The following is a 14,109-nucleotide window of genomic DNA, read 5'->3' as shown; positions in this document are numbered from 1 at the left end:
GAGAAGCATTCGACAAGAAGCGTCGTTAAACAAGGTTAGTAAGAGAACGAAAGGACCACCGCGGCTTCGGCTCCGCGCTTACTTTCGCCGGGTGCGCGGTGCAACTGCTTACCGGCTTCGATTTGCAAATCCATTGTGCGGCCAAGCGCGTAGTGGACGTTAAAGCCGAAGCTGGACAGCTTTACAGTGCTGGCAATATCCGGCAAGGGCGTGCGCTGGCTCAGGCGAGCGTAGTCATAGAACACCCCGATCTGAAGCAGATCAGTACCCGAGGATTGCCCGAACAAAACCGAAGGCCGGAAAGCCGGTGTGCGCAGTTCGCTGTTAATCATCACCCCTTCACTGCCCAGGGCTGTATCGGGGAAATAGCCGCGAATACTGCCGATGCCGCCGCCGCCAAGCTGCTCACTATAGGGCAGGTTGCGATTGGTGGTCTGCACTGTGCCGCGCAATGACCAGATCATGCCCTCAGGGAGTTGGGTGGTGCGTGTAACCGACAGACGGTTATAGGTATAGTTTGCCCCTGAGCCGGGGACGAGCGCGCGAATGGCTTCGTCGGTATTGTGGTCACTCATGTCACCCGGCGCATGGACGAGCATGTTCTGCACGGTGGTTTGGCCGTAGCCATCGACCACGGTAAGATCATAGGTCAGGGGAATCTGTACGATCTCGGCGGCGGTTTCCAGAAGTGAGAAACCGGCAAATTCAAGGTTGTTATCTGTGCGCTTGAAATCGGCGCCGATCTGGAGGTCGTGCTTCAGATGTGCAGAATCAGGCAGGTTATAGACGTAGCGCAGGCTGATCTGGCCGGAATGGCCTTCGGATTTGAAGCCCGGTGCAATGGACGGTGTCTGGGTCGCATATGACCCGTAGGCAAGGATCTTGTGGCCGTGAGGCAGCGGTGTGACATGGCTCAGGGAGTGGGAAGCGTAGCGCCCCGTGAAACTGCGGGTATACTGATAGGACAGGATATGGCCTAAACCGAAGGCATTGGCCCAGTTAACCCCGATATTCCACTGGTCGCGCCCCAGTGAGCGCACACCCTGATTGTCGTAACCGGCATAAACGCGCCAGGGACGGCGGTCAGTGGCTTCGAGGATGATGTCGCTTTGGCCGGTTTCCGCGCCAGGCTGGATGACGGCATTGATCGTCAGGAAGGGGTTCTGGTTGAGGGTATCAATATCACGCCTCAACCCCTTGAGGGTCAGGCGCTCGCCACGCTCAAGGTCGCTCAGGTAACGGATATGATCTTCGGAGAAATAACGGTTGCCCGTCACCTTTACCTCACCGACGCGATATTCGGTGATGATGATCTGCACCACCCCGTTTTGCACGTTTTGCGGTGGCACGGTCACTTCGACGAAAGGATGCTCCCGCAACCGGTAATGTTCACGCACCAGATAGGTGATCTGCTCAAGGCCTGAGCGCGTCAGGGGGTTGTTAAGGTAGGGCTGTAATTGTGCGCGCAGGCTTGTGTCCACCAGCTTCACGCCATGAGCGGCAATGCCGCTGGGGGCGGCCTCAGCTGTAAGGCCGTCCTCGCTGATAGCATCGATGCTTTCTACGAACACAAGGCCTTTGAGTTCCGGAATCAGCACCGTCTGGTCGGTACTTACCGGCGCGGGCAGGGCCGGGGCCTCAGGCGGGGGCACTTCAACAGGGGCGGGCAACTTCGGGGCGACGCGCTCATAGTCCTGCGCAAAGCTTGCGACGGGTAATACTGAAGCGGACAGCATCAGAAGGGCCAGCCAGCGGCGGGCGAGGGGACGGGTGTAAGACTGTGACATTACGGATTCATCCCGACCTGCATTGACAGGGCAGCCGGTAGTGGAGGGGGCGGGCTGAATTCGATACGCCATTTTTTGCTCTTGTCGCCTTGTAACAGGATTTGTTCGGTAGAGTTGATGATCGGCATTACGCCGCCGTTTTGGCTGTCTTCGGCACTGGCCTGTACCTGCACCATGATGCTTGGCAGGCTGCCGAAGCCATTAGTGCGCCAGGTGGCCAGTGCATCCGGTGCCGGATAGGGGATATAGATACGCGGATTGGCGACAACGAAGGTCAGGCGCAGGGCGGTTTGCTTCTGGGTTTCAGTTGGCTTGTCGCTACCCCCAAGCGCGCGCGGTGATCGAGGCTATGTCCATGGTGGTCGGGGAAATGACGCCCTGACCCTCGGCGCGGGTTGGCAACACGTAATTGTCCAGCAAGGTGCCGGTATCAGCAATCAGGTCGGACGGGCTAAGGGTGGCGGATACGTCATGCGTGCCGACGACCGAACCCGCGAACTGACCGCTGGTCTGAATAGATGTCGCGCCTTCGCCGGTGATGAAGCCTTCAAACACGAAGTTGCTGCCGGTCAGGGGCGCGTCTGTGGTGCCATCATAGGGTTTGCTGACATTGACCAGTGCTGCCGACAGGTTTTTACGGCCGATCTGACCGGTACTGGTGATGCTGGCCGGTAAGTCATAGTTCGACATCAGGGTTGAACCATCGGTACGGAAATCGGCATCGGACACGGTGGTCGACACACCGCGCGCGCCGGCATTAGCGGAATCATAGGTGCCTGTGGTCTGGGTAACGCTTGCGCCTTCGCCAGTGACGAAGCCTGACAGGGTGAAATTAGCGTCGGTCAGAGCCGCGTCAGCATTGCCGTTATAGGTCTTTGTGGGTGTGCCTATGATAGCGGCGGTAAGTATGGCCTGATTGATCAGACCCGCACCGGTGGCGTCGGTTGGCAGGACGTAGTTCGACAAAAGCGTGCCGCTGTTGGCGGTAAAGTCGCCTGAGGCCAAGATGGCGGAGACGTTACGGTTACCGGCATTGACGGAATCATAGGTGCCTGTGGTCTGGGTAACGCTTGCGCCTTCGCCTGAGATGAAGCCTGACAGGGCAAAGTTGGCGTTGGTCAGGGCGGCAGTGTTGTTGCCGTTATAGGTTTTGGTTGGCGTGTTGATGATGGCTGCGGTCAGCACAGCCTGATTTATCAGGCCCGCGCCGGTGGCGGTTGTCGGCAGGGTATAGTTCGACAAAAGTGTACCGCTATTGGCCGAGAAATCACCGGAAGCGAGATTGGCGGTTACGTTGCGTGAACCGGCATCAGCAGAGGCATAGGTGCCTGTGGTCTGGGTAACGCTTGCGCCTTCGCCGGTAACGAAGCCTGACATGGCAAAGTTAGCGTTAGTCAGGGCCGCATTGGTGTTGCCATTATAGGTCTTTGTGGGCGTGCCGATGATGGCTGCCGTCAACGCCTTGGGTGTGATAGAAGCGCTCAGTCCCGTCGGCTGGGTGAGGATATAGTTCCCGGCATCTTGCCCACCGAGACTATAGCCGCTGGCATTGATCGTATAGGTGCCGACATTTGCCGTTCCAAAGGCAGCGGTTGCGCCCAGCGCACTTAATTCCAGATCATCGGTTCCCAGACGGCCATTAAGCGTGAGGCCGCTGTTGTCCAGCATCAGGTTTGTTGATCCGTCATATATTTTGCTGAGAGCCGCAATCCCACTTAAGGTAAGCGTTGCGGGGGTGATTACGCCGATCTGTGCATCGGTGACAGTAGAATTGATCACGTAATTATTGGCGTGGGCACCGCTAAGCGCCAGACCTGTGAGGCTCAGGCTGATACCGGTGTTGACATTTTTGTTAGCGAAGTTACCGGTGATCCCGCTTGTATTGACCCCGACGTCGTCACCGCCGATGACTCCAGCCAGAGTATAGGTGCTGCCCGCAAGGCCGGTGCCTGCATTATAGACGCGCTCGACACGCGTCAGGGTCAGGTTGGCGGTTGCAATATTGGCGCTCAGGCCCGTTGGCTGGGTCAGGAGGTAGTTGGTGCTATCACTCAGGGCAAAGCCCGTAGCCGTGACGGTGATGCCGGTACCGGCATCAGGGCTGGCAAATACAGCGGTCGCGCCCGAGGCATTGAGGGTAATCGTATCCCCTGACACTATGCCGTTAAGAGTGGCTGTGCCTGAAAGCGTGGCAGAGGTAGTGGTGTCGTAAATCTTATTGTTCGCCGTAAGGCCGCTGATGGTTACTGTGGCCTTATTGATTGTGCCCGCACCTGTGGCGGTCGTGGGCAGATTATAGTTCGACAGAAGTGTGCCGCCATTGGCTGTGAAGTCGCCTGGGGCCAGGGTGGCGGTCACGGTGCGCGAACCCGCATTGACGGAATTATAGGTGCCAGTTGTTTGGATGACGCTTGCGCCTTCGCCGGTAATGAAACCCGACAAGGTGAAGTTGGCGCTGGTGAGGGTGGCAGTATTCGTCCGGTCGTAGGTTTTAGTCGGGTTGTTGATAATGGCCGCGGTCAGGTTTTTCGGCGTAATGATGCCAATGGCCTCGTTGGTTACCGTTGACGCAATCGTGTAGTTGCCGCTTTGTGCGCCGCTTAGTGTAACGCCGGTCAGGTTGATGCTGATGCCATTATCAACTGATAAACCGTTCCACTGACCGGCAACATTTTTGTCGCCAAAGGCGCTGGCGTTGTTAGTGGCCGACATCGTAACCGTATCGCTGGAGATAACACCCGCCAAACGATAGGTGGCTCCGTTGTTTGCCCGATTGCCATTATATGTTTTCTGCACGGACGCAACGGTCAGGGTTTTAGGGGTGATATTAGCTGTAACACCTGTAGGCTGCGTGAAGGTATAGTTACCCATATCACTGCCGCTGATGCTGTAGCCGGATACGGTTACGCCTTTATTATTGGCGACATTGGCATTGCTGTTGAACTGACCTGTAACCGCACCCGGGTCGAGGATCACATCGTCTGATCCCAGCAGGCCGGACAGGGTGCCATAACTTGAGAAGGTGGCTGTTCTTAATCTGTCATAGACCTTATTATTGACCACCACGCCGCTGACGGTCAGGGCGGCTGGGGTGATCTGGCCGATCAGCGCATCGGTTACGCTGGAAGCAATCGTATAGTTGCCTGCCTGCGCCCCGCTCAGGCCGAGGCCGCTTAAGGTCACGCCTATGCCGGTATTGACGTTCTTGTCAGCAAACGTGCCGCTGATGCCTGCCGTGTTAACGCTGACGGCATCCGTTCCTATAACGCCATTCAATATGCCCGAAGCGGTATTCAGCGCGGCGTTTGTCGTGCCGTCATAGGCACGGTTCAGGGCCGTAATCTGGCTGAGGGTAAGGGCTTTGCGGGTAATGTTAGCGCTCAGGCCTGTAGGCTGAAACAGTTGGTAGTTATGGACATCCTGCCCGCCAATGTCGAAGCCGCTTGCGGTAACACCCTTGCCGTTTGCGGCATCGGCGGAGCCAAATGTCGCGATGACTCCGGAGGTGTCGAGAGAAATCACATCGCCGTCGATCAGGCCGTACAAACGCGCATTGCCGAGATTGAGCGTGGCAAGGGTGGTGGCGTCATAGACGCGGTTATTGGCAACGGCCCCCACCACTGTGACCGGTGCGCGGGTAATGGTGCCTGTGCCCGTTGCCGTCGTCGGCAATATATAGTTCAGCAGCAAGGTGTTATTATTGGCCACAAGGCTGGTGGCGGCGAAATTGACTGTGATCGTGCGCGCACCGGCATCCTTATGGTCATACCGGACATCAAGACCATTGGCGACCGTGACACCTTCTCCGCTGGCAAAGCCGGAAAAGGCATAGTTTGCCGCCGTCAGTTCGGCCGTACGCGTACCATTATAGACCTTGGTTGGATCACCAGAAATGGACGCTGCAATGAGAGCACGTTGTATCGTTCCTGTACCATAGGCTTGGGTCGGCAGGATGTAGTTTGACAGGTTTGTGCCCGAATTAGCGACAAAATCTCCCGCCGTCAGCGTGGCCATAACCGGTTGAACGCCGGCATTCTTGTTGCCGTAGGTGCCCACCGTCTGGGTGACTGTAGCCCCTTCGCCAGCCACGAAGCCCGTCAGATTGAAATTGCTCGCTGTCAGATAGGCGACGGTCGTGCCGTCATAGGTCTTGGTCGGATTGTTGATGATTTCGGCGTATATATGGCCGCCCAGCCTTGCCGGTGTGATCGTGCCAACCCCGAATACCAGTGTCGGGAAGCTGTAGTTAGACAGCAGGGTGCCAGCACTGGCGGTCAGATCGCTTTCGCTGATGCTTACGCTGACATCACGGAAACCGGCATCCTTGTCACTATAGGTGCCAACGGTCTGGTTAACCGTCGCGCCTTTCGCCGTCAATGAAGCCCCACAGAAGGAAGTTGGACGGATTAAGCGTCGCTGTCGTATTGCCGTCATATTCCTTGATCGGGTTCCCTTCGAGTTGCATGAGAATCGGCGCGCGGGTGATGGTGCCAGTGCCTGTCACCGAAGTCGGCAGGATATAGTTTGCCAGGCTGGTGCCGCTATTGGCCGAATAGTCCGAAGGGGCGATGGTGGCCGTAATCGTGTGCGTGCCCGCATTCTGCGAAGCATAATGGGCCTGCGATGTCTGGGTGATGGCCGCGCCTTCACCGGCGATGAAGCCTGTCAGTTCATAATGGGAAGCGTTGATATAGGCATTGGTCAGGCCGTTATAGACCTTAGTCGGGGTGCCGGTGAGGTTAAGGGTAAGGGCACGCGGGGTAATATCCGCCGTCAGGCTTGAGGGCTGACTGAGGCTGTAATTGTTGCGGTCGTTTCCGGTCAAGGTAAAGCCGGACGTGTTAACGCTGATATTCGAGCCTGCGCTGGAGAAAATGAAATTGCCACTGGCGCCGGTTGTGGACAGGGCGACATTATCGCCGCCGCTGACGCCGCTCAAACCGGCACTGCCCAGACTGAGCGTGGCGTCGGTCGTGCCGTCATATATCTTGTTCGAAGCCGTCACACCGGTGACACTCAGGCCAGCCCGGTTAATGGTGGCCTTAAGGCCCTGCGGCTGAATGAGGTAATAGTTAGCCGCCTCTGTGCCGTTAAGGGTAAAGCCACTGGCCATAACGACCTTGTCGGCTTCGGCATTATAATCGGCAAAAAAGCCTGTCGCGCCGCTGAGGTCGAGTGTCACATCGTCACCTACCAGAACGCCATAGAGCGCGGCATTGTCGGTGTTGAGAGACGTGGTGATCTGGCGGTTATAGGTCTTGTCGTCGGCAACCACGCCGGTCGCCGTGGTAGGCAGGACGTAGTTTGATAAAAGCGTATCCGCCCCGGCTGAAAAGCTGGTGGCGGCAAAGGTGGCATCCACGATCCGTGCACCGGCATCGGCAGAATCATAGGCGACGCTGGCGGCCTGACGGACGGTGATTGATTCTCCGGCGGCCAGTCCGTCAAAGGCATAGTTGGCGGACGACAGGCTGGCTGTGGTGGTCTTGTTATAGACTTTCGACGGCGTGCCGACGATCAGACCGGTCAGGATGGCCTGATCGATCGTGCCCAGGTTGGTGGTCGGGGTGGCATCTGTCAGGCTGTAGCCATGAACCGCTACGCCAGCGCGCTCGACTGTGAAATTGGAGCCGGTAACCGTCCGGCCCGTGCCTGCGTCCTTGTTGGAGAAGGTGCCGTCCAGCGTCCAGCTGTCGTCTGTGTGCAGGCCGGTGACGGTGGTATTGCTGTCGTTCAGCACGGCAAGGGTGGTGCCGTCATAGGTCTTGGTGATCGGCCCCAGTGTGATGGAAATGTTCGGGTTAATGCTGAACAGCATCCCGTTACCAGACCCCAGAACCGTTGAACCGGTCGAGGCATTATACTGATAGAAATCGGGCGTCATGCTTTCGGTGACATTGAGCGCCGGATCATTGGTGTAGACGAGCCAGCGACCACTGTCCGAATTGAGGTTTGCGCCGTGATTATCAAAGCGCGGCGCATTCAGGATGATGTCGCCGACGGCATTAAGGCTCCCGCCATGCAGGGTCAGTTGATTGTCGGCCGTAATATTGATGGTGCTGCTGGAAACGGTGCTGTGAACGTCAATATCATTGCCGGCAATCAGGGTGGTTGAACCGACGCCGGAAATGTCGGCACTGACGTTAATATTATTGAACGCCTCAAGCGTCAGGTTACCGGTGCCTGTCCAGATGATGTCCGAGGCCACGGTGATATCACCGCTGCCGCCCGTGCCGCCTGCCGTGGTCTGCTGGTGCACGTTCGTGTCTGCATTCAGCGTGTCGACAATGGTTTGTGCGGCGCCCGCATCGATCAGCAGATCATCGGGATCAAGCAGCCATTCGCCGCCCTTTCCGGCGCGAATATGTGCCTTTCCAATCTCAAGATGGCGCGCCGAGGTTTCGATGCGTCCGCCACCGGATGCCCCGCCTGCCAGCAGGCTGACCCCGTCCGCAAGGGTTGCGTGCGCTGCCAGCCCCTGAGCCGTGCCGTAAGCATCGGCACCGACGACGATTTCACCACCGGATGTGCCGCGTGCATCAAGTACGGCGCTGCTGCGTAGGTTAACAGTCTGACCATTGACGTTAATCCGCCCGCCGTTGCCGTCGTCGTTACGCGCAATCAGGTTGCCTGAAACCGCTACCGTGCCCGTGGGCGCAGACAGCCACAACTGACCGCCTATGGTTTGCGTGCCCGTAGCCTGAACCAGATTGTCGCGGTTGCCAGCCAGTGCGTAGATATTGCCGCCTGCCGATTGCAGCGAAGCCGCGGCGGCCGTAATGCGTCCATCCTGCGTGACATGGTCTTCGGTGGCTTGCGCATCGCCTAAGGCCACAAAGATGCGGCTGCCCTGATCCTCAAGCGTGGTCAGAAGCACATCATCACCAGCCACCAGTGAGGCCGTGCCGTTGTCAGCGGAAATGTGACCGCTGTTGGTGACGGAGCGTCCGATCAGCACCACACTGCCCTGACGGGATAATATTTCACCCTGATTGATGATGTCGCCGCCTGACGCACCCTGGGCACGCAGGCTGTCGCCGTTCATGAAGGCGTCGGTATCAAAGGGCCGTGACGAGGCCACGAAATTACCACCGGCCAGAACACGACCGCCCGCCCCGACGATCACCCCGTTGGGGTTCATGATATAGACCGAGCCGCTGCTGCTCAGAAGGCCGTCGATCTGTGAAATCTGACCGCCGAGTACGCGGTTAAGCGTCGCGCCGCTACCGTTGCGGATATCGACCTGATGGTTTGAGCCGATAGAAAAATCGGTCCAGTCAATTACGGCCCGTTGTGACGCCTGATCAATCGTCAGCAGATTGGGGGCAGGGCGGGAAAGTGTGGCTTCGCCGCGCACTACTGTTCCCCCCTGAGGCAGGGCCGCGTTTTGCGCCATCAAAGGCGTCGTCCCTCCGGCCAGGAGACTGAATACACTGACAAGCAAATGTCGGCGAAGAGGTGTGCGTTTAGGGAGGTGAACTGGCGTTAGATCGGCAACTGTAGCAGGTACGCGAAACGGAACAATAAAGCCAGCCATGGTATTCTATTACCAGAACTAAGGTTACCATCTGGCATGATATGATTAATCGTATGTTAGCAGAGTGAGGTTTTCGGGTGTTTTTTTGGCTAACACCTTAGGGTTGATGGCAATGCCCTGATTGCGTCGCTCAAGGACGTCACTCAGGGCACAAGTTCATCAATCGCTAGAGTTTCAACGGCACACAATGGCATCCGGTTACCTGTAGCTGTGGGCCATCTGCCGGTAGGTATCAAGAAAGGTATTACTGTCATAACGGCCGCCCGGGCTGCGCCATCTTTGAGGAGCACCCGTAGCCGGGGTTGAGCCGGGCGCTTCAGCCGCATTCAGACCCTGAGAGATAAGGTTGGGACGCGGGCCTTCGCCTGCGTTTTCGCCGTCTTTGTCAAACACAGCTTCCTGATGGCGGGTGGGCTCCCAGATATAGGCCCCCCAGCCCGACGGGTGCGCATGGGTGATCTCATTGACATAGGTTTTGCGGCTGGAATATTCCGCGACGAAGAAGCCGAGATCGGGATAGCGTTTTACATATTCGCGGAAGGTGCGTTCCCAGTCGCCTTCTTCTGCCTGCTGATAGCAGGAAAAGCCGGTGGCGTCGAAACGCACGTCACGTTTAAGCAGATTGTCTATCCAGTTTTCCACGATAGGCCAGTGACGGCCCAGATGATTATGAACCGCGGTTTTAGCTGTCGGTACGGTGTCGCCACAGGCCGACAATCCGGCCTTGAGCAGGGTGGCGAAATTATCAAATCCGCCCGCGGCATCGACTTTCATGTGGTTGGCGTCTGTGACCGGATTGCCGGTCGGAATGGTCAGGGGGACACGCCCGTGCGGCCATAACATGCCGAAGGTGGTTTCGTTGCCAATCAGAACGAGATCAGGGGCAACGTCTGCCGCTTTCATGGCCAGCAGGCTATCATGGGTGTGTTTATAGACCGCGTCGGTAAGCTGAGTGAAGGAAAAGTCCTTCCACGCTGCGGGCAGGCTCTGGTGTTCCGGATCGGCCCATGTATCGCTGTAGTGCAGGGTAAGCGACAGATGCATTCCGGCCGCCTTGATGCGTCGGGCAAAGGCGATGGTTTGATCGATGCCACACCATTTCTTGTCCGGCTGACGTCGGGAATAGCCATTTTCAGGATCGACAAACAGGCGCAGTTTTATAGCGTTAAAACCAGCGTCTTTGAGAATATCGAGCGGATCTTTCTGGATGCCCTTGTCGAAATAGACCGCGCCCTGCGCTTCGTCCTGAGGTATCCATGAAACGTCTGCGCCAATCAGAAACGGCCAGGGACGCCTGGCAAGGGTGGCGGCAGCCCGGTTGGGTAAGGCAGACATGAGGGGAAGGCTCAAAAGCCCTAACCCCAAAGCACTGTTCAGCTTGCGGCGGTTTAAACCCCTCCGGTCCATGACGTTTTCCCTTTTCCTGAGGCATATTGATTATTTGTGATCGATGGTGACTTATTCGCAAAGCTTTATCAAGGCAGATAATGAAGCTTTTTCAGGGGTGAGGGGCATCATCAGTGAAAAAGTAGCCTTAGGGCTGAATTATTCGTCCTGACAAACGTCTTACTCATATGAGGGCAGTTTTTTGCGTCTGCCTCTCAGATGCAGGCGGCGCATATTTAATGCCGCGGGTCTGTATCCGGTCATATTGCGGAGTAAGAAATAGTGGTGGAAGTTATTGAAAACGAGAGCCGTTCCAAGCGGTTAAAGGGCCTTACGACGGACACGCATGAGCGTCTGGATAAGACCATCATGGCGCATAACCCGTTTGCGAGTGTTGAAAACTATACCCGTTTTCTCAAGGTACAGTATCTGTTTCATCGTGATATCTATAGGCTTTATGATGAGCCTGTGCTGGACGCTTTGCTGCCGGACCTGAAGGGGCGTCGTCGTTTCGATGATATTGTTCACGATCTGGGGGATGTGGGGGCGGAATTGCCGGTTGCGGACAGGGCGCCCCATTTCCATGCCGGTGAGGTGGACCTGCCGACGGCGCTGGGCTGGCTTTATGTGGCCGAAGGCTCCAATCTTGGGGCGGCTTTCCTTCTGAAGTTTGCCGCAAAGCTGGGGCTGGATGCGGGTCATGGCGCACGTCATCTGGCACCGGCGGATGAAGGTCGTGGCCTGCACTGGAAGACCTTTACCAAGGCGCTCGATGAAATTGCCCTCACGACTGAAGAGGAGGCGCGGGTCACCGCTGGTGCGGAAACGGCGTTCAAACGTGTCCATGCGCTGGTTCAGGCCCAATACGAAGCGTGACGCCATGTTTGAGGCCGCCCTGCCTGTGACGCGCAATATCGTGACTGAGGTGAAACAACCATCCCTTACGCCGATGATGCTGGATCAGCGGCATAAGGCTAAGTCCCGCTGGGGGGCGGGGCTTAGCTGTGCGGTGGCCTTTCACATCGTGCCTGTGATGATGGTGGCCTATTGGAAGGTCAGCACGCCTGACCCTATGCTTTTTGAAGAGCCGTCCATTGCGGTTGAGATGGTTCACCTTCAGGCACCACCGGAACCGCCTTCGGAGCAACCGGAGGGGCCGAAGCAGGTTGAGGCGGCGGCGTCAAAGGCCAGACCGAAACCGATGGAGCGGATCATAACCCGTACCCTGCCGACGGATGTGAAGCCTATTCCTGCGCCGCCACCAGTGCCGGAGGTATCGCCAATGGTCGATGCTACGCCTGCGCCGGAAACGACGGCTCCGCTGTCACGTCCGGCCCCGCCGGCACCTTTGGCCTCAAGCTCGCCCCAAACCTGGCAAATGCGTCTGATGAGCCATCTGGAGAAGAACAAGCGCTATCCGGCTGACGCCCGGTCACGGCGACAGCAGGGCGTGGTCTGGTTACGCTTTTCAATGGATCGGGACGGGCGTGTTGTGACGTCTAAGGTCGATCGTTCATCCGGCTATGCCGCGCTTGATCGCGAAGCCCTGAACATGCTCAGGCGCAGTGTGCCCCTGCCGAAACCACCCGAAGATGTAACAGGCAACCCCATAGAAATCACTGTGCCGGTGGAATTTTTCATTCGATGACCGCGAAGTTATTGCGAATTATTCTCAATACATGTAGGGTCACGGCGTATCCCGTGACCTTCAGATAAGACATGCCTGCTAATTCCGCACTGCTTTCCCGATTGCTGATTTCGGAACGTCCGTCCCTGATAAGGCTGGCGCGACGAATTGTGGGCAGCCTGACGGCGGCGGAGGATGTCACCCAGAGCCTGTGGTTTAAAATCCAGCGCGTCGAAGATGATCCGCCGATCCTTAATCCCAAGGCCTATCTCTATCGGCTGACGTCAAATCTGGCGACCGATCGCCTAAGGGCTGACCGGCGGCATGCGGTTCTGTTTGAGAATGGCGAGATGCCTGATGCCATGGCACCGGTGGCCTCCGCAGAAAAGGCGCTGATTGATGAGGAAAACCTGCGCATTGTGTTGACGGCGCTTGAGGAACTCAGCCCGCAGTGTCGTGAGATATTCCGCCTGCGCAAATTCGAGGAACTGACGGTGGATGACATCGCCACGCGAATGGGTCTGAGCCGCAGCATGGTTTTCAAGCATCTGCGTACCGCTCTGTTGCATTGTGATACGCGCTTATCTTCGTATAATTAGCATTATTTCGTGTCGGGCTACACAGTTTGCCAGACGCAAGCGTCATAAGATATGAACACACCCCGCGATCCGCACGGGGCGGCGGGCAGGTACGGGATATTATGGTTATAAGGCAATCGCCAGAAACAGAAGCGGCGTCTGACGGAGATATCCGTCAGACGGCAGCGCGCTGGCTGACCGAGCGTGACGCCGGAACCCTGACGCCTGCGGAGATGGCAGAACTGGTGCGCTGGCTGGCGGCAGATGTGCGTCACCGGGCGGCCTTTGAGCGGCTGGAAACCGTTTGGGCGCAGATGGGGGCGGCACCGGTAGAGGGCGCTTTAGAGCGGCAGAGGCGCATCAGGCGTCGCCGCTTTGGGCAGGTTACAGGTGCGGCTCTGGCGGCCTGTCTGACCCTTGGGGTGGCTGGAGCGGCCTATGACCTGCCGACGCGGCTTGGGGCAGACTACATGACCGCGACGGGTGAAACGCGCCAGATCCGGCTTGAGGACGGCTCGGTCATCCATCTCAATAGTCAGGCCGCGGTGGCGGTAAATTATGCGCCTGAGCGGCGCACCGTGCGGTTGCTGAAAGGTGAGGCGGCCTTTACGGTGGCAAAGGATGCGGCGCGTCCGTTCACGGTTGAGGCAGGAAACGGCGCGACGACGGCGCTGGGGACTGAGTTCATTGTCCGGCACGACAGGGCACAGCATCAGGTCTTTGTCACGGAGCACAGTGTGCGGGTTGAGGCGGCGAGCCACCACATAACCCTTGGCGAGGGTGAGGGCGTCAATTACGGGGCGCAGGGTCTGACAAAAGCTTACCGGCTTGAGGTTGCGGATGCTTCGGCATGGATGCGCGGGCGTCTGGTCTTTGCCGATCGTCCGCTGGGTGATGTGGTGCGGGAACTCAACCTTTATCACAAGGGGCGCATTGTGATTACGGATCAGGCCCTGTCACGACAGCGTTTCAGCGGCTCGTTCCGCACCGATGACACGCGTGCCGCCCTGACCGCCATTGAAATGGCGCTTATGATTCGCACGACGCGTCTGCCTGGCGGGCTGGTGCTGCTGCATCCCTAAATAAAATGACCGGAGCGGTTACACAGACCTGCGTGCCGGACGTCTCTTAATATTGAGGGGCATTCGCAAATGGTGCGGTATGCCCGATGATGTTCAGGAGACAGGTTAAGAT

9 protein-coding genes are annotated in these 14,109 nt (G+C 57.5%); 5 read left to right on the top strand and 4 right to left on the bottom strand.

Annotated elements, in window-relative coordinates; genetic code table 11:
- Nucleotides 1–35: 35 nt before the first annotated feature.
- Nucleotides 36–1,787: a ShlB/FhaC/HecB family hemolysin secretion/activation protein gene (locus E5201_RS13955; protein WP_181404654.1), complete on the bottom strand. Its 1,752-nt coding sequence runs from the start codon at nt 1,785–1,787 to the stop codon at nt 36–38.
- A gap of 101 nt (nt 1,788–1,888) precedes the next feature.
- Here E5201_RS13955 and E5201_RS13950 point away from each other — a divergent pair, with 101 nt between their 5' ends.
- Nucleotides 1,889–2,128, top strand: coding sequence for a hypothetical protein (locus tag E5201_RS13950; protein ID WP_140987063.1), 240 nt, complete (start codon nt 1,889–1,891; stop codon nt 2,126–2,128).
- Here E5201_RS13950 and E5201_RS13945 read toward each other — a convergent pair.
- The 3 genes from E5201_RS13945 to E5201_RS13935 all read right to left on the bottom strand — a co-directional run bounded on the left by E5201_RS13945 (nt 2,106) and on the right by E5201_RS13935 (nt 10,659).
- A complete protein-coding gene (locus E5201_RS13945; protein WP_140987062.1) occupies nt 2,106–6,164 on the bottom strand; it encodes a beta strand repeat-containing protein in 4,059 nt (1,352 codons plus the stop codon). The genes E5201_RS13950 and E5201_RS13945 overlap by 23 nt on opposite strands.
- Nucleotides 6,139–9,183: a YDG domain-containing protein gene (locus E5201_RS13940; RefSeq protein WP_246050808.1), complete on the bottom strand. Its 3,045-nt coding sequence runs from the start codon at nt 9,181–9,183 to the stop codon at nt 6,139–6,141. The genes E5201_RS13945 and E5201_RS13940 overlap by 26 nt, the downstream gene beginning before the upstream one ends.
- A 339-nt stretch (nt 9,184–9,522) precedes the next feature.
- The gene (locus tag E5201_RS13935) at nt 9,523–10,659 is read right to left on the bottom strand and encodes a glycosyl hydrolase 53 family protein (RefSeq protein WP_140987060.1); all 1,137 of its coding nucleotides are present in this window, start codon (nt 10,657–10,659) and stop codon (nt 9,523–9,525) included.
- 333 nt (nt 10,660–10,992) lie between these two features.
- On the opposite strand from E5201_RS13935, the gene E5201_RS13930 reads away from it, so the two are divergent.
- From E5201_RS13930 to E5201_RS13915, 4 genes are all read left to right on the top strand, one after another.
- Nucleotides 10,993–11,586, top strand: a complete 594-nt coding sequence (locus E5201_RS13930) for a biliverdin-producing heme oxygenase (RefSeq protein WP_246050806.1) — start codon at nt 10,993–10,995, stop codon at nt 11,584–11,586.
- Nucleotides 11,555–12,358, top strand: a complete 804-nt coding sequence (locus E5201_RS13925; protein ID WP_181404652.1) for an energy transducer TonB — start codon at nt 11,555–11,557, stop codon at nt 12,356–12,358. The genes E5201_RS13930 and E5201_RS13925 overlap by 32 nt, the downstream gene beginning before the upstream one ends.
- A gap of 71 nt (nt 12,359–12,429) precedes the next feature.
- Nucleotides 12,430–12,936, top strand: a complete 507-nt coding sequence (locus E5201_RS13920; RefSeq protein ID WP_140987057.1) for an RNA polymerase sigma factor — start codon at nt 12,430–12,432, stop codon at nt 12,934–12,936.
- Between the two features lie 101 nt (nt 12,937–13,037).
- The gene (locus E5201_RS13915; RefSeq protein WP_140987056.1) at nt 13,038–13,997 is read left to right on the top strand and encodes a FecR family protein; all 960 of its coding nucleotides are present in this window, start codon (nt 13,038–13,040) and stop codon (nt 13,995–13,997) included.
- Nucleotides 13,998–14,109 lie beyond the last annotated feature (112 nt).

It is taken from the genome of Asticcacaulis tiandongensis, assembly GCF_006475605.1.
Classification (GTDB): Bacteria; Pseudomonadota; Alphaproteobacteria; order Caulobacterales; family Caulobacteraceae; genus Asticcacaulis; species Asticcacaulis tiandongensis.
This window is presented reverse-complemented; position numbering and strand designations above follow the sequence as displayed.

Coding starts and splice junctions, on each gene's coding strand:
- E5201_RS13955 (WP_181404654.1), bottom strand. CDS start 1,787: ATGTCACAGTCTTACACCCGTCCCCTCGCCCGCCGCTGGCTGGCCCTT.
- E5201_RS13940 (WP_246050808.1), bottom strand. CDS start 9,183: ATGGCGCAAAACGCGGCCCTGCCTCAGGGGGGAACAGTAGTGCGCGGC.
- E5201_RS13935 (WP_140987060.1), bottom strand. CDS start 10,659: ATGTCTGCCTTACCCAACCGGGCTGCCGCCACCCTTGCCAGGCGTCCC.
- E5201_RS13925 (WP_181404652.1), top strand. CDS start 11,555: ATGCGCTGGTTCAGGCCCAATACGAAGCGTGACGCCATGTTTGAGGCC.
- E5201_RS13920 (WP_140987057.1), top strand. CDS start 12,430: ATGCCTGCTAATTCCGCACTGCTTTCCCGATTGCTGATTTCGGAACGT.
- E5201_RS13915 (WP_140987056.1), top strand. CDS start 13,038: ATGGTTATAAGGCAATCGCCAGAAACAGAAGCGGCGTCTGACGGAGAT.